At 54.5% G+C, this 14,814-nt stretch carries 12 protein-coding genes and 3 pseudogenes; 9 read left to right on the plus strand and 6 right to left on the minus strand.

Annotated elements, in window-relative coordinates; all coding sequences use genetic code 11:
• Nucleotides 1–242 precede the first annotated feature (242 nt).
• From AC221Y_RS10995 to AC221Y_RS11005, 3 genes are all read left to right on the plus strand, one after another.
• The gene (locus AC221Y_RS10995) at nucleotides 243–929 is read left to right on the plus strand and encodes a fumarylacetoacetate hydrolase family protein (RefSeq protein ID WP_299753771.1); all 687 of its coding nucleotides are present in this window, start codon (nucleotides 243–245) and stop codon (nucleotides 927–929) included.
• A gap of 78 nt (nucleotides 930–1,007) precedes the next feature.
• The gene (locus tag AC221Y_RS11000) at nucleotides 1,008–2,543 is read left to right on the plus strand and encodes an acyl--CoA ligase (protein WP_486707327.1); all 1,536 of its coding nucleotides are present in this window, start codon (nucleotides 1,008–1,010) and stop codon (nucleotides 2,541–2,543) included.
• A 4-nt stretch (nucleotides 2,544–2,547) separates the two neighbouring features.
• Nucleotides 2,548–3,525: a 2-dehydropantoate 2-reductase gene (locus AC221Y_RS11005; protein WP_299753769.1), complete on the plus strand. Its 978-nt coding sequence runs from the start codon at nucleotides 2,548–2,550 to the stop codon at nucleotides 3,523–3,525.
• A gap of 51 nt (nucleotides 3,526–3,576) precedes the next feature.
• Here the strand turns inward: AC221Y_RS11005 and AC221Y_RS11010 are convergent, their stop codons facing one another.
• Nucleotides 3,577–4,449: a MurR/RpiR family transcriptional regulator gene (locus tag AC221Y_RS11010; protein WP_299753768.1), complete on the minus strand. Its 873-nt coding sequence runs from the start codon at nucleotides 4,447–4,449 to the stop codon at nucleotides 3,577–3,579.
• A 118-nt stretch (nucleotides 4,450–4,567) separates the two neighbouring features.
• On the opposite strand from AC221Y_RS11010, the gene AC221Y_RS11015 reads away from it, so the two are divergent.
• From AC221Y_RS11015 to AC221Y_RS11030, 4 genes are all read left to right on the plus strand, one after another.
• The gene (locus AC221Y_RS11015) at nucleotides 4,568–5,332 is read left to right on the plus strand and encodes an N-formylglutamate amidohydrolase (protein WP_299753767.1); all 765 of its coding nucleotides are present in this window, start codon (nucleotides 4,568–4,570) and stop codon (nucleotides 5,330–5,332) included.
• Nucleotides 5,326–5,847: a TRAP transporter small permease subunit gene (locus AC221Y_RS11020; protein WP_486707331.1), complete on the plus strand. Its 522-nt coding sequence runs from the start codon at nucleotides 5,326–5,328 to the stop codon at nucleotides 5,845–5,847. Before AC221Y_RS11015 ends, AC221Y_RS11020 begins: the two co-directional genes overlap by 7 nt.
• On the plus strand, nucleotides 5,847–7,172 hold the full coding sequence (locus tag AC221Y_RS11025) for a TRAP transporter large permease (RefSeq protein WP_486707328.1): 1,326 nt from the start codon (nucleotides 5,847–5,849) through the stop codon (nucleotides 7,170–7,172). The genes AC221Y_RS11020 and AC221Y_RS11025 overlap by 1 nt, the downstream gene beginning before the upstream one ends.
• Before the next feature lie 63 nt (nucleotides 7,173–7,235).
• Complete coding sequence (locus AC221Y_RS11030; protein WP_299752235.1) at nucleotides 7,236–8,273, plus strand: TRAP transporter substrate-binding protein; 1,038 nt, start codon at nucleotides 7,236–7,238, stop codon at nucleotides 8,271–8,273.
• 150 nt (nucleotides 8,274–8,423) lie between these two features.
• Here AC221Y_RS11030 and AC221Y_RS11035 read toward each other — a convergent pair.
• Nucleotides 8,424–8,903, minus strand: a pseudogene (locus AC221Y_RS11035) (IS6 family transposase); the annotation flags it as partial.
• An 82-nt stretch (nucleotides 8,904–8,985) separates the two neighbouring features.
• On the opposite strand from AC221Y_RS11035, the pseudogene AC221Y_RS11040 reads away from it, so the two are divergent.
• Nucleotides 8,986–9,284 (plus strand): annotated as a pseudogene (locus tag AC221Y_RS11040) (transposase); the annotation flags it as partial.
• 16 nt (nucleotides 9,285–9,300) lie between these two features.
• Here AC221Y_RS11040 and AC221Y_RS11045 read toward each other — a convergent pair.
• Together AC221Y_RS11045 and AC221Y_RS11050 are read right to left on the minus strand one after the other, a co-directional pair.
• Nucleotides 9,301–10,266 (minus strand): XdhC family protein, encoded by a 966-nt coding sequence (locus AC221Y_RS11045; RefSeq protein WP_299752238.1) that lies wholly within the window; start codon nucleotides 10,264–10,266, stop codon nucleotides 9,301–9,303.
• 236 nt (nucleotides 10,267–10,502) lie between these two features.
• Nucleotides 10,503–11,078 (minus strand): nucleotidyltransferase family protein, encoded by a 576-nt coding sequence (locus tag AC221Y_RS11050; protein ID WP_486707329.1) that lies wholly within the window; start codon nucleotides 11,076–11,078, stop codon nucleotides 10,503–10,505.
• A 370-nt stretch (nucleotides 11,079–11,448) separates the two neighbouring features.
• Here AC221Y_RS11050 and AC221Y_RS11055 point away from each other — a divergent pair.
• Nucleotides 11,449–12,445 (plus strand): annotated as a pseudogene (locus tag AC221Y_RS11055) (IS630 family transposase).
• A 204-nt stretch (nucleotides 12,446–12,649) separates the two neighbouring features.
• Here the strand turns inward: AC221Y_RS11055 and AC221Y_RS11060 are convergent.
• Together AC221Y_RS11060 and AC221Y_RS11065 are read right to left on the minus strand one after the other, a co-directional pair.
• Nucleotides 12,650–12,895, minus strand: a complete 246-nt coding sequence (locus tag AC221Y_RS11060; protein WP_299752244.1) for a MoaD/ThiS family protein — start codon at nucleotides 12,893–12,895, stop codon at nucleotides 12,650–12,652.
• A gap of 2 nt (nucleotides 12,896–12,897) precedes the next feature.
• A partial coding sequence (locus AC221Y_RS11065; protein WP_486707330.1) for a xanthine dehydrogenase family protein molybdopterin-binding subunit occupies nucleotides 12,898–14,814 on the minus strand: 1,917 nt, incomplete at its 5' end.

A 14,814-nucleotide genomic window follows, 5' to 3' on the forward strand; every position in this document is an offset into this window, starting at 1 on the left:
AATCGCCGCCCTCGATAAACGCGCGAAGCGCGCCGACCGCATCCGCCGCATCCGCCACATCGGGCTTCATGTACATTTTATTCTCCGGATATTGGTCAACCAATTCTCTCCATTCTCGCCATATTCGCCCAATTTTCGCTATCTTTCAACAAAAAAATCGATTTTTCTAAATTGGTTCCGATTGATTTGTTAATTGGTCTCGGTTAGAAAGACTTCCAATCAGGAAAATTTCGGAGGAAAGAATGGCTGAATTTGTTATCGCTACGCCGGAAGTTGTGGCCCTACCCATTGCCGGATCGGATGCGCTTTTTCCTGTTCGCAGGGTCTATTGCATCGGGCGCAACTATGCCGCCCATGCGATAGAAATGGGTCACGATCCGGACCGAGAGCCACCGTTCTTTTTCCAGAAAAACCCGAACAACCTGGATTCCTCGGGGACGTTCCCCTACCCGCCACACAGCTCAGATGTACACCACGAAGCAGAGATGTATGTGGCGCTTAAGTCCGGGGGCGCCAATATCTCAGTCGATAAAGCTCTCGACCATGTTTACGGTTATGGTCTGTCGCTTGATATGACGAGACGCGATCTTCAAAGCGAAATGAAGAAAATGGGGCGCCCATGGGAGATCGGCAAGGCATTCGAGCGTTCCGCGCCCTGTGGACCGATCCATCCTGCCTCCGAGGTCGGACATCCTGACAAGGGGCACCTCTCGCTGACGGTGAACGGTGAAGTACGGCAAGAAGGTGATCTGAACCAGATGATCTGGAAGGTTCCGGAGATGATTTCGTATCTAAGTGAATATTTCGAGCTTGCCCCTGGCGATGTCATACAATCGGGCACTCCCTCGGGTGTTGGTCCGGTCGAAAAGGGCGATGTTATGGTGATGACGATTGATGGGCTTGGAAGTCTGACGGTCGACGTCGCTTAAGCCTTGGTCTCCCAGTACAGTCCGAACATCCGACTGCGCCTATGACGCAGTCGGGCATACAGCGTTGAGGAGCAATCAATGACCAGGACGATCTCTTCGCTGATCGCTTCTCATGATCCTGAAATGCCAGCAATAGGCGCACCCGGGCGCGTTTGGTTAAGCTACAGTGAACTGCGCGACCTCAGCGCTGAAGTGGCGGTAGCGTTGCATACCATCGGTATCGGACGGGGCGATCGCGTGGCGATCGTTCTTCCGAACGGGCCTGAGATGGCGACGGCCTTTATCACTATCGCGCAAGTGGCAACCACGGCTCCCCTAAATCCAGGCTACAATCAGGAAGAATACGCTTTCTATCTCAAAGACCTGAAGGCAAAGGCAATTCTTGTAGGTGCAGATTACGATGGACCGGCACTGCCTGCCGCTGCGGACTGTGGGGTCTCCGTGTTGCGCCTATCATTCGATGAAAGTGGTCCCTCAGGTGCATTCAAAATAGCGTCTGACATCATACTTGGTGCTGCCGATGTTTCTGCGCCTACCGAAGATGACGTTGCATTGATCTTGCACACGTCTGGAACGACATCACGGCCGAAAATCGTGCCGCTAACCCAGGCCAACGTCCACGCATCGGCCCAAAACATCCGGACCTCTCTGGCACTGACATCAAACGACCGCTGCCTGAACGTCATGCCACTGTTCCATATTCACGGACTGATTGCGGCCGTGTCTGCCTCGCTTGCAGCCGGCGCCCAGATCAGTTGCGCATCCGGCTTCAATGCCCTGGGCTTCTTTGCGCAACTCGAAGAAGTGAGACCGACGTGGTATTCGGCAGTGCCAACGATGCATCAGGCCATTCTTGCTCGCGCAGGCCGTAATCAGCAGATCATCGAGAGTGCAAACCTGCGGTTCGTCCGGTCATCCTCGGCGTCGCTTCCCGCTCCCGTGATGGAAAGCCTTGCGGCAACTTTCAAAGCGCCGGTAATCGAAGCCTACGGCATGACCGAAGCCACACATCAGATGTGCTGCAACCCCTTGCCGCCTCGTGCACAAAAACCCGGTTCTGTCGGTATGGAAGCAGGTCCGGAGGTTAGAATCGCCCACGAAGCTGAAAACCGGATTCTCGACCCAAGCAGTACCGGAGAAATTGTTATCAGCGGTCCAAACGTCACTCTCGGCTATGAAAACAACCAAACGGCTAATGAGGACAGCTTCTTTGAGGCGGACGGAAAGCGGTGGTTCCGGACCGGAGATCAGGGCGCTTTTGACGGCGACCGCTATCTTCGACTGACAGGACGGCTCAAGGAAATTATCAACCGTGGCGGCGAGAAGATCAGCCCCCTCGAAGTCGACGCAGTACTTTTGAGGCATCCCGAGATCGCGCAGATAGTCTGTTTTGCGGTGCCACACGACAAGCTTGGCGAAGAGATCGCGGCAGCCGCCGTGCTGACAGAAGGATCGACGCTAAGCGAGAGGGACATCCGCGCCTTTGCATCTAAGCATCTGGTAAAGTTCAAAGTGCCGAAATCAGTATTGATCCTTGAGGAAATCCCTAAAGGAGCGACAGGAAAAATCCAACGCATCGGCATGGCCGAAAAGCTCGGACTCGCGGGGGCATAAGTCTATGAAGATCTGCATCTTTGGGGCTGGCGCCATCGGCGGCTATTTAGGCGTCAAGTTGGCACAGGCTGGCATCGACGTAAGTCTCGTGGCGCGCGGCCCTCATCTGGAGGCAATGCAGTCCAATGGATTGACGCTGATCGAAGACGGGCAAGAACGGTCAACGGTCTCGGTCAACGCCTCGGACAATGCTGGAGATCTCGGGCCTCAGGATTACGTCATCGTCACTCTCAAAGCGCACTCGGTGCCTGCGGTTGTCGACAGGATGCAACCGCTTATCGGAGAAAACACAACGCTTGTGAGCGGCGTAAATGGGGTGCCATGGTGGTATTTCCACAAGCTCGGCGGAAGATATGAGGGCACACGGCTTTCATCGGTCGATCCCGACAATGCCCAATGGAATGGCTTCGGGCCGGACCGAGTTATTGGCTGCGTCGTTTATCCTGCCGCCGAGGTTGTCGAGCCCGGTGTTGTGAAGCACATCGAAGGCAATCGGTTCTCGCTGGGAGAGCCGGACGGATCCAAATCCGAGCGCGCGCGGTCACTATCGCAAGCGTTGACAAGTGCAGGTCTGAAGGCACCGGTGCGGCCTCGTATTCGCGATGAGATATGGTTAAAATTATGGGGAAACCTGTCCTTTAACCCAATTTCTGCTCTGACCCATGCAACATTGGACGTCTTGTGCACTGATCCCGGCACACGTGCCGTTGCTCGCGGCATGATGGTCGAGGCGCAGGAAATTGCAGAGAAGCTCGGCGCTAAGTTCCCTATCGACGTTGACCGCCGTATCGAAGGCGGCGCAGCCGTTGGCGCCCACCGAACATCAATGTGGCAGGACCTAGAACTGGGTAGACCGATGGAAATCGACGCCCTCGTTTCATCGGTTCAAGAACTCGGACGTCTGACTAACACACCCACACCGACGATCGATACCGTTCTTGCGCTCGTTCAGCTAAGAGCAAGGACCGCAGGTTTATACTAATCCGATGTTCAAACTAAAAAGATATTTGTGTAGTTGTCTTCGCAATGGGTGCTAGGTGAACTTTCTAAACAGCTTTGTTTTATCGAAAATGTCTTCAAGTTCTTGCATGCGGTTTTTTGTACTGTCCCAATTCAAAGTTTGAATCGCAGAGATCATGCTTTCAATCAAAAGCATGGTCGTCGTGGCCGAGTCCCAGGCGGACGGGACGATGATCTGGCTGGTCAAACAAACATCTGCAATCCGGTGTACGGGAGAACGCCAGTGGTCGGTGAATAGCACAACCTTAGCGCCGCGCGCGCGTGCCATTTCCGCAAGTTTCAGAGTGTTATTCTCATATCGTCTGACATCGAAAATAACAAAAACGTCACCATCACCTGCGTTCAAAAGATAGTGCGGCCAAGTATTTGAAGTGGACTGCACATGGGTCAGGTTTGGGCGGATGACCTGCATATGCATGAAGAGGTATTCCGCAAGCGTATGCGTGATCCGTCCACCGACAATGTAAAGATGGCGCCTTTGATCAGCAACGAGAGCGCAGGCTTGGTCGAAAGCAACTGGGTCAATATGCGCCATCGTGTTGCGGATATTATCGATCACCGCTTCGGTGAAGCGGTTCAGGATGTGTTCAGAGGGGGCGGCGCCTGCCCACGTCTCGTGTTTCGCGATTGGACCCTTCGCAATCGCCCCCAACTCGTCACGTAAATCAGCCTGAAAATCAGGATACCCCTTGTATCCAAGCTTCTGTACCATTCGCGCTACGGTAGGGACTGAAACATTGGCACCTTTCGCCAATGTGGCCAATGGACCAAGCCCAGATGCTGGATAATTCTCCAGAATGGACAAGGCAAGCTGACGTTCCGCACGCGTCAAGCCATCCAGCTTTTCCTGAATGCGATCCGATATTGTCAGGTTTGCATCAACCATTGGAGATGCCTCGTATTTCGGCAAAAAATTAACAGGGCGCAGCACTCTGTGATAAATTTTTCATAATTGTGTTGACAGAAAGCTGCCTTGGCAAGACTTTTTGAAAGTGGGAGCTGTAATGAATCACCTAGATCGCCCGTTGAATGAAACCATTGTCGACGTACGCAATGCACAAGCGTTGTCTTCAGTCGTTGTCGTTTGCGAACACGCAAGCGCTTATATTCCGGGTGAGTTTGAAAATTTGGGCCTAGCCGATGAGATGCTGTATAGCCACGTGGCATGGGACCCTGGCGCGATGGCACTGGCTGAGGGAATGGCAGAGCGTCTCGACGCAATTTTGATCGCCGCTAAAACCTCTCGCTTGGTTTACGATTGCAATCGCCCTCCTCACGCGCCTGATGCAATGCCTGCGCGAAGTGAAATTGTGGATGTGCCGGGCAACATAAGCCTAAGCGCTGCGCAGAAGGCTGAACGGGTGAAAAAATATTATGAACCGTTTTACTCTACGGTAGCAGAGACTATGGCCGGTATAGCCGACCCAATTCTTGTCACTGTGCACAGTTTCACACCTATTTTTCATGGGAACGTTCGAGACGTCGAGATTGGGATACTGCACGATAGCGACTCGCGCCTGGCGGATGCTCTTCTTTCCACCTCGAGTGCCAATACACCCCGCACAGTTCGTCGGAATGAACCTTATGGACCCACAGATGGCGTGACCCACACGCTTAAAGAACATGCTCTGCCGAGCGGGCATTTGAATGTCATGCTTGAAGTGCGCAATGACCTGATCGCAACCGAGGTGGCACAGGCCTCAATGGCTAAGATGATATCAAAGTGGCTTGAATGCGCGCTGGCGACGACCGTGGCCAAAAGATGTTGAGTCTGGTGCAAAGCTATATAAAAGCCGTTGACACGATGAACTATCGCATCGGGCGGGTGGTGATGTACGGCATCTTCTTGATGATGGCGATCCTGCTTTGGTCTTCGATCAGCAAGACTTTTTTCGTGCCCTCGCTTTGGACGCTAGAAGTGGCCCAATTCGCTATGGTAGCTTACTATATGCTGGGCGGCCCCTATTCGATCCAAATGGGCTCAAACGTGAGAATGGATCTTCTCTACGGAGAGTGGAATGATCACCGCAAGGCGCAGATCGATGCAATGTCGGTGTTTTTTCTGATCGTCTATCTGATTTTCTTGCTTTGGGGTGGTTGGGAAAGCTTCCAGTACTCGATCAGCTATGGGGGCGAGCGCAGCCCTTCAGTTTGGAGGCCTTACCTATGGCCGATAAAGGCGATCATGCTGGTCGGAATCTTCCTGATGCTGCTGCAGGCAATTTCCGAGCTTTTCAAGGATATCTTGCGCATTAAGGGCCATGACATGGGGGCAAAGGTCTGATGTCCTACGAGGCCATCGCCATCCTTATGTTCTCGTCTATGATGCTGATGCTTCTGACGGGACAACGTGTCTTTGGGGCGATCGGGTTTGTTGCTGTCGTTGCGGCGTTCTTTCTTTGGGGCGACCGAGGCGGTTACGATCTGGGCTTTTCCGCCGCGATCAAGTTGATGAAATGGTATCCTTTGTTGACGTTACCGATGTTCATTTTCATGGGCTACGTCCTTTCGGAATCCAAAATCGCCGACGATCTATACAAGATGTTCCATGTTTGGATGGGTGGGCTGTCGGGCGGCCTTGCTGTCGGCACCATCGGACTAATGGTCCTGATTTCGGCGATGAATGGGTTGTCAGTCGCCGGCATGGCCATAGGGGCAACCATCGCGCTGCCTGAGCTTTTAAAACGTGGCTACGACAAACGAATGGTGACGGGAGTCATACAGGCCGGTTCGTCGCTGGGGATACTTGTTCCGCCGTCTGTGGTGCTAGTGCTGTACGCGATGATCGCTCGGCAACCCGTGGGGCAGTTGTGGCTGGCGGGCGTGCTGCCGGGCCTGATGATGGCGGCTATGTTCGTGATCTACATTTTGGTCCGCTGCAAATTGAATCCGGCGCTTGGTCCAGTCCTTCCGCCAGCAGAACGCGCAATGCCCATGGGCGAAAAGATCAGGCTTTTGGGCGCAGGTCTCCTGCCCTTGTTTATCTTTTTTGCGATGATGGTGCCATTCGTGAACGGGTGGACATCCCTTGTCGAAAGCTCGGCCATCGGCGCAATCGCTGCGTTTCTGGCGGCGGTTTTGAAAGGCCGCATGACGCGCCAGGTGTTTGAGAATTCGGTGCGTCAAACGCTGGGCATCTCTTGCATGTTTATGTGGATCATTCTCGCCGCTTTGGCGTTTGGCGCGGTCTTTGATGGACTTGGTGCGGTCAAAGCCATCGAAAGTCTTTTCACTGAAGGGCTGGGCCTATCGCCTTGGATGATCCTAATACTGATGCAGCTCAGCTTTATTTTGATGGGCACATTCCTCGACGACACTGCAATGCTGGTGATCGTTGCACCGCTTTACGTTCCACTGGTCGGCGAACTCGGGTTCGACCTTATCTGGTATGGTGTGCTATACACGATCACCACACAGATCGCCTACATGACACCACCCTTTGGATATAACCTATTTCTGATGCGTGCGATGGCACCGCCCGAGATCACGCTGAGAGACATCTATTCATCCATTCTACCCTTCGTGCTGGTGATGATCGTTGCGCTGGCCACAATCATGGCCTTCCCTGAAATCGCGCTTTGGTTGCCGGGTTATATTTATGGAAATTAATGAAAACGAGATCCCGGTCACGGGACGCAAATTGAGAAGAGCTCCAACAGAGAGGAAAGACCCATGACGACAAGACGTAAGTTTCTGACAACTGCCGGTGTCGGCGCTGCCGCCACCCTGGCCAGCCCTTCGATCGTTAAAGCGCAGTCTGCTATCAAATGGCGTTTCCAGACCTATGCAGGTAGCGCCCTAGGTGAGCATGTGACTAAACCGGTCATCGACTATATCAACGCCAACGCAAACGGTGAGCTTGAGGTTGAGCTTTTCTACGCAGATCAGATCGTTCCCACCGGAGAGCTGTTCCAAGCACTTCAGCGTGGGACGATTGATGGCGTGCATTCGGACGACGACTCAATGGCTTCCCCTACTCCGCTGCGTCAGTTCGGAGGGTATTTTCCCTTTGCCACCAAGCATATCCTCGACGTGCCTGTGCTGTTCAACCAGTACGGTTTAAAGGATATCTGGACTGAGGAGTACGCCAAGGTCGGCGTAAAATGGCTGTCGGCTGCTGGACAGGACCCATGCAACTTCAACACCAAGAAGGAGATCACCAGCGTTGCCGATCTCGACGGCCTGAAGCTTTACACTTTCCCAACGGCTGGTCGCTTCCTTGCCCAGTTCGGCGTGGTGCCGTTGAATATTCCATACGAGGACGCTGAAGTTGCAGTACAGACAGGCGAACTCGACGGTATGGCGTGGTCGGGCATCACTGAAGACTACACCGTGGGGTGGGCCGATGTGACCGACTACTTCCTCACCAACAACATCTCGGGTGCTTGGATCGGCTCGTGGTTTGTCAACGAAGAACGTTGGGCCGACCTTCCCGATAACCTGAAGTCGGTCGTAATGGCTGCGACTGAGGCTGGCCACACATACCGCAACCAGTGGTATTGGGGCGGCGAAGCGGCTCTACGCGCCAACGGTGACAAGCTGCAATTGCGCTCTGTACCTGCCGGTGAGTGGGCCGAGGTTGAGAACGCTGCCAAGGTGTTCTGGGAAGAAGTGGCTCAGGAAGGCGAGGTGCACCAGAAGATCGTCAATGTCTTCAAAGAGTACAACAGCGTCATCAATCAGGCCGGCGCGCCGTACAACTTCGAGTAAGCTTGGCGTAAAAATGACAGCGTCCCCGGCACCCGGGGACGCACATACGAACGCGAGGAGCTGATCTGTGGCTGTCAACCCGACCTTTGATACACTGAAAAAGCTGCGGAGAATACGAACAAGTCTCTACCAGGCCAGTGAAGCTGCCCCTTATGCCGCGCAAATGCCGCGACATTCAGCAAGAGCGGCGGCGCGGTTGAGTTTGAAATTTGATCGTGAGTGAAGGCTTCTTTCCGAATTGAACAGGTTGTGAATCGAGGCATGGACGGCGGCGAATTTCTGCAAACCTCGCATTCGTCTGAAACGGAGCATCGCACTCTCTCGTCGTCGAAACGGCAGATGTGAATTCTCGGCTCGATTGTTGAGCCAGCGGCCGGTGTCCTGTTTGTCGACATTGGCGACCTTCATCGCTGCGCCGTAGGAACGTAACTTTTCGGTGACGAATTTATGTGGGCGACCATGACGTTTCATTGGTTTTCTAAGAAATTTTAATGCTGCCTTGCGATCACGACGCTTTGTGACAAAGCTCTTCAGCACCTCACCTCCATGATCCACGGCCCGCCAAAGATAGTGCTTCTCGCCGTTGATCTTCACGAATACCTCATCCAGATGCCACTGCCAGTGTGTCCCCGACCGCATTCGATCGGTAATCCCCCTAAAATTAGTGGTCAAAAGTCGAATTTTCTCGGCAGGATATCTGAGGATATTTTTGATGAAGACAGCACGATATAGCGACGCACAGATCATGAGCATTTTGAAACAGGCTGAGGGCGGTGTACCGGTCTCAGAGCTTTGCCCGGAGCATGGGATGAGCAGTGCAAGTTTCTACAAGTGGCGCGCCAAATTTAGCGGCATACCCTCTCGGCAGATTGCTGCGCAATCGCCTGCCGCGTAATAGACGCCTCTTTGATTGCAGCGATGAAGGACATGGCGGATCAGAACCGCCGCCTGAAGAAGATGTATGCTGAGATGCGCATGCAGAACGAGCTGCTGAAGGAGGCGCTTGGAAAAAATCACATTGACGGTTTCAATCCCACCCCGACCTGTCGGCACCCGTAAATGGTACTGATGTCGCAATGTCCAAAACTTCCGCAAGGACCGATACGGACAATGTGGCAGGATCGCGCGCAGAGCGTATCAAACCGACCGGACCGTGCAGGCGTGCGAGATCATCCCGTGCCACCCCCATCGCTTCAAGCTCAAGCAACCGTACATCACGGGCGCGCTCGCTTCCTTGTGCTCCGACATAAAAGGCTGGTCCGCCAAGTGCCCCAAACAGGATCGGCGGTTCCCGTTCGTGATCATGAAAGAAAAGAACGATGGCCGTCCATTGATCCGTAATCAAATCTGCCGGGAATTCAGGTTGGCGCAAATGCTGGACATCGCAGCCTGAAGCCGCCCCAATTTCTAATGTCTCTTTATCAGGTGAGAGAAGAAGATTTGGATATCCGATGGATTGGACAAGAGCTGAAAACGTGCAAGCTTCTGGCCCTTTACCAAAGACCAGAAACCGCACTTTGGGAGCGAATTGCACAACGAACTTCGAGCCGATCAAACCGGTTGTTCCATCATCTAACAACGTGAGGGCACCAGAGTAGATGTCTATCCCGATCGCACACAACTGTCTGGCAGCACGCCGCTTTGTCAATTCAAGAAAGACCCGGCGATCCGGCCGCGGTAGCAAAAGGATATCAAGCCCCCCACCACATGGCAGCTGAATATCGATAAAAGGCGAGCCGCGCCCATACCGTAGGGTTTTAGGCTTGCCTGTTGCCAGAACTTGAGCAGCATGCAAGGCAAGGTCTGCCTCAATGCAGCCCGATGACAAAGCACCCAAACGTGAACCATCCGCCCAAATGGCCATTGCTGCGCCAACCGCCCGGTAGGACGGCCCCTCCACGCCAGTGATGACGGCAAGTACAGCGTCGTCCCGGTTTGTCGCAATAGCCTCAATTGGATCAAGCCCGGAGGCTGCTGGGAGAAGAGAATTCATGGGTTATCTTGCCTGATTGCCATCGCTCAAAGGCAAATTTCTGTTAAGTAAACAGGTGATACCGCATCGTAAAAGGATTTCAGAGTTGTGTCTAGGAATGCCGTTAGGTTCGACACGACTGATAACGTCGCTCGACAGATGCAAAACGCACTCAAGAAACCGGGAAACCGGTGGAAAACCTGTTGCAGGAACATGTCCAAGCTTCAGGCACTACATCTCCGCAATGCCTTCGCAACCTAGCCCCCACGGGCTTTCGCTGCCTTGGCAATATCATCTGGTGTGTCCACATCAATAAGCTCGCCGTCCGGAGCTTGGACAAGTGCATCGACCGAAAGACCACGAAAGAAAGTGCGCGCACCTTGGTCGCCAGCGAGGCCTTGGATGGCTGAGAAGCTTTCCCGGGGGAAACACGCGGGCGGCATAGAGCGTCTCCCGTCAAAAGCAGCAGATGGAGTTCCCGCGCGGCATCGCGCCGTTACCTCTTGAATTAAAACTGTTGTGACATTGGGCATATCACCAAGAACGACAACCGCCCGGTCAGCGCCCAGGCGTTCGGCGAGGCGAAGGCCTGCCCGCAGACTATCAGACTGCGTGTGCGACTGCGTCGGCGGAGCGGTAATCTGAAATCCAGAAAGCCTTTCAGCGACCTGTTGACTTGCTGTAACAGCGATTAATAAATCGAATTTGCACGCCGTTAAGGCGCCAGCAGCATGGGTGACAAGCGGCTTGCCTAGGAAAGGCGCGAGAAGTTTGTCGGTTCGCCCGAAACGTTCTGACTGCCCTCCGGCAAGGAGAATACCTGCGATAATCATTCCGGTCCGATCGTGGGTATTGTCAGATTAGACTTGTTAGGCGACCGATCCCACTTCAATTTTTGAACTTATAGGAAAGATCTCTATGCTTGGATGGCCTTCATTAATCTAACCAATAGAAACCATGCGGCGTCCTCGAAAAAGTATAGCAATCGAATTTAGTCGAACAATGCCACCAAATCTTCTCCACCAGAAGCGAACGGGCTCATGTCTGATATCGTTACCATACTCGCGCAGCAGATCTTTGACATGCCGGAGCGAAAAAGAAATTTGACATAGAATATGCCGGCTATAGCGTTTCGGGAAAACCTGAATCGGGGGATTCCCATGTAGGTCAGTTTGTGATTCATCCTGTTTGGTAGGACGGATCATGCCAGCACCTTTGCCGGATGCGCTTCGGGCACGGTTTCAGCGATACATTGAGGAAGGGTTAAGCGGGCGCGCGGCGGCGTTGCGTTTGAAGCTTTCGCCAGCGACGGGGGCGCGTTGGGCACATCGGTCAGGATGAGAGGGAATGCCTTGCCTGCATCTCAGGGACGCCCGCCGGGGAGCGGCAAGTTAGCACCCCACCGGGCATTCTTCGAAGAGCTGATCATGCAGGACCCAGACATTACGCTCTTTGAACTTCGCGATGCACTGGCTGATGCAGAGGGTGTACAGATCCACCACTCATCTATCGCGGATCTGCTGTCCCGGCTCGGGTTCACGTACAAAAAAAGTCGTTGGTTGCGTCCGAGCGCCGCCGCGCCAATGTAAGGCGTCAGCGTGCCGACTAGTTTGTCCATCGGCTGCCAGCTATTGGGCGTCAGCCTGAACGTGTTGTGTTTATTCCTTCTCGGCAGATTGCTGTGCAATCGCCTATCAGGCAGCGGACGAAACGGCTGTGAAGACCAACCTAACCCGCCTACGAGACCGATCGTTTGCGGCCAGCGACTGAATATGGGTGCGCCCGTTGGCAGTTGGGCGACACAAACGCTGATCGCCGGATTGACCCAGGACGCCTTGATCGCGCCGTGGGTCATAAAGGGCGCAATGGATGGTCCGGCATTTGCCGCCTACGTGCGCGAAGTGCTGGTGCCGGAGATCGAACCCGGTACCGTGGTCATACTGGACAACCTGGCCACCCACAAAACAAGGAAACGTCAGAGGCCCTGCGCGCGCATGGATGCTGGTCCCTCTTCCTACCGCCATACTCGCCCGACCTGAACCCAATCGAGCAGGCCTTCTCCAAACTGAAAGCCCACTTGCGACGCATTGGTGCAAGAACCTTCACCGACGTCTTCGAAGCCGTTGGAAAAGTCAGCGACCTATATGACCCTCAAGAGTGCTGGAACGACTTCAAGGATGCCGGATATACCTCAGGTTAAAACCGAAACGCTTTAGGCGAAAGCTCTCATGACTGGATCGAAAGTATCGAAATGGGCTGGGCTTTCTCATCCACCGAGACTAAGCAACCGCCCTTCCCGGCTCAAGCCGGTTTCTTCTGACAAGACCTTTCTGAGGTCTTCAAACGACCAGACGTGCTGCGATTTGTCCGAAACAAATGTGCCTCACAGAAAAATCGCCGACTGTCACCCGCCTGTCATATAGGGCATCAGGACGACTTCGCTCTTTGGCCCGATTTCAGTAAACCATGCCTCGCGGTAGATTTTGCCATCCAAAGCCAGCGACACACCGCGCTCGATTTGCGGTTTCAGGCCCGGGTATTCGGTCGCCAGACGATCCAGCAATTCCTTGAAATTGCGCGCATCAACTTCGACTTCAACCTGTCCATCTGTCGCAGACCGCAAGGAGCCCCAGATCGTCACCTTGACCATGCCTATCCCTTTTGCCGGATTGCCTTGAGCAGCTTTGGCGGGGACATCGGCAGTTCGAACAAGCGGATCCCGATGGCGCGTGCGACTGCGTTTGACAATGTGGCCAAAGGCGGCACGATGGGCGTCTCTCCGACCCCGCGCACGCCATAGGGATGGCCTGGGTTCGGGATTTCCAGGATGACGGTTTCGATGTTGGGCAGATCCGAGGCGACGGGAACACGGTAATCAAGAAAGCCCGCGTTCTGCAGTAATCCATCTTTTCCGTAGATATATTCCTCGTTCAGCGCCCAGCCGATCCCCTGAACGGCACCGCCTTGCATCTGGCCCTCGACATAGTCGGGATGCACGGCCTTTCCGGCATCCTGAAATACCGTGTAGCGCAGGATCTTGGTCGCACCGGTTTCCGGATCGACCTCGACATCGGCAAGATGCACACCGAAACTTACACCAGCCCCGTCCGCGTTGACCTCAAAATGGCCAGCAATCGGTCCACCGGTATTTGAGGAAATTGCCGCGATCTCCTCGATCGACATAGGGGTAAAATCGCCCGCGTTCGCGCCGGATGGTTTGGCGCATCCATCTTCCCAAATCACGGCGTCTTCATCTATGCCCCAAATTTTGGCAACCCGTCCGCACATCACCTTGATCGCATTCCGCGCCGCCTCAATCGTAGCAAGACCGACTGAAAAGGTCACGCGGCTCCCATCGGTTACGTCATTGTAGCCCAGCGAATTGGTGTCGGCGATGATCGTCCTGACCTTGTCGTAGGGAATGCCAAGCTCTTCCGCCGCCATCTGGCTGATCGCCGCCCGAGAGCCTCCGATATCCGGATTGCCTTCGGTAATCCCCACGGTGCCGTCAGTATTGATGTTCAATGACACGCAGGTGTTGCCGCCAAAATTGAACCAGAACCCGCAGGACAGGCCCCGTCCCTGATTTGGGCCAAGGGGCGCGGAGCAGTGCGGATGCGCCTTTGCCGCCTCCAACGTCGCACGCAGACCGATGTCATCAAAGGTCGGACCGTAGGATGACTTTGTGCCTTTGGTGGAGGCATTCTTCAGCCGGACGTCCAGCGGATCAAGGCCAAGTTCCTGGCACAGCTCGTCCACAACGCTTTCGACAGCATAGATCGCCATCGGCGCACCGGGCGCGCGGTAGGCCGCCTCTTTCGGGCGATTGGTCAGCACATTCCAACCCACAGTATGAACCGCATCCAGATTGTAGCAGGCAAATGCGCTTTGCGCCCCCATCTCGACCGTACCGCACGGGAATGCCCCGCCCTGATAGCGCAGTTGGGCCTGAGCGGCCGTGATGCGACCATCATTGGTCATGCCGATCTTGACATCCATCGAGGAAGACACCGTTGGACCTGTTGCCTTGAACACTTCGTCGCGGGTCATCACGATCTTCACCGGGCGCCCTGATTTGCGGGACAGGGCAAGGGCAACTGGTTCGATGAATACGGTTGTCTTGCCGCCAAATCCGCCGCCAATTTCCGAGGCCGTCACCCGCAACTGGCTGGCATCCATTCCCATGATTTCGGCGCACAGGGTGCGGACTTGGAACTGGCCCTGCGTGCAGCACCACAAATCGCCCTTCCCGTCCGGCGACATCGACGCGAGGCAGGCATGTGGTTCGATATATCCTTGATGTGTCGCGGCCGTGGTAAAGCTTCGCTCAATGACCTTATCAGCCTTGGCAAAGCCTACCTCCAGATCGCCATGCCCGAACTCGCACTGGCTGGTCACATTTTCCGAAAATCCGGCAGCGACGTTTTCCAAAGCGCGCCCTTCCTGAACAATCGGCGCGCCCGGACGCATCGCCTCGTCAACGTCGGTGACATGGGGTAAGAACTCATATCTCACCTTGATCAACTTTAGGGCCTGACTGGCAATGGCCGCAGTATTAGCCGCGACAGC

It is taken from the genome of Boseongicola sp. (assembly GCF_057460485.1).

Excerpts from the sequence above, each read along its gene's own strand:
- AC221Y_RS10995 (WP_299753771.1), top strand. The coding sequence starts at position 243 with ATGGCTGAATTTGTTATCGCTACGCCGGAAGTTGTGGCCCTACCCATT.
- AC221Y_RS11000 (WP_486707327.1), top strand. The coding sequence starts at position 1,008 with ATGACCAGGACGATCTCTTCGCTGATCGCTTCTCATGATCCTGAAATG.
- AC221Y_RS11005 (WP_299753769.1), top strand. The coding sequence starts at position 2,548 with ATGAAGATCTGCATCTTTGGGGCTGGCGCCATCGGCGGCTATTTAGGC.
- AC221Y_RS11010 (WP_299753768.1), bottom strand. The coding sequence starts at position 4,449 with ATGGTTGATGCAAACCTGACAATATCGGATCGCATTCAGGAAAAGCTG.
- AC221Y_RS11015 (WP_299753767.1), top strand. The coding sequence starts at position 4,568 with ATGAATCACCTAGATCGCCCGTTGAATGAAACCATTGTCGACGTACGC.
- AC221Y_RS11020 (WP_486707331.1), top strand. The coding sequence starts at position 5,326 with ATGTTGAGTCTGGTGCAAAGCTATATAAAAGCCGTTGACACGATGAAC.
- AC221Y_RS11025 (WP_486707328.1), top strand. The coding sequence starts at position 5,847 with ATGTCCTACGAGGCCATCGCCATCCTTATGTTCTCGTCTATGATGCTG.
- AC221Y_RS11030 (WP_299752235.1), top strand. The coding sequence starts at position 7,236 with ATGACGACAAGACGTAAGTTTCTGACAACTGCCGGTGTCGGCGCTGCC.
- AC221Y_RS11045 (WP_299752238.1), bottom strand. The coding sequence starts at position 10,266 with ATGAATTCTCTTCTCCCAGCAGCCTCCGGGCTTGATCCAATTGAGGCT.
- AC221Y_RS11050 (WP_486707329.1), bottom strand. The coding sequence starts at position 11,078 with ATGATTATCGCAGGTATTCTCCTTGCCGGAGGGCAGTCAGAACGTTTC.
- AC221Y_RS11060 (WP_299752244.1), bottom strand. The coding sequence starts at position 12,895 with ATGGTCAAGGTGACGATCTGGGGCTCCTTGCGGTCTGCGACAGATGGA.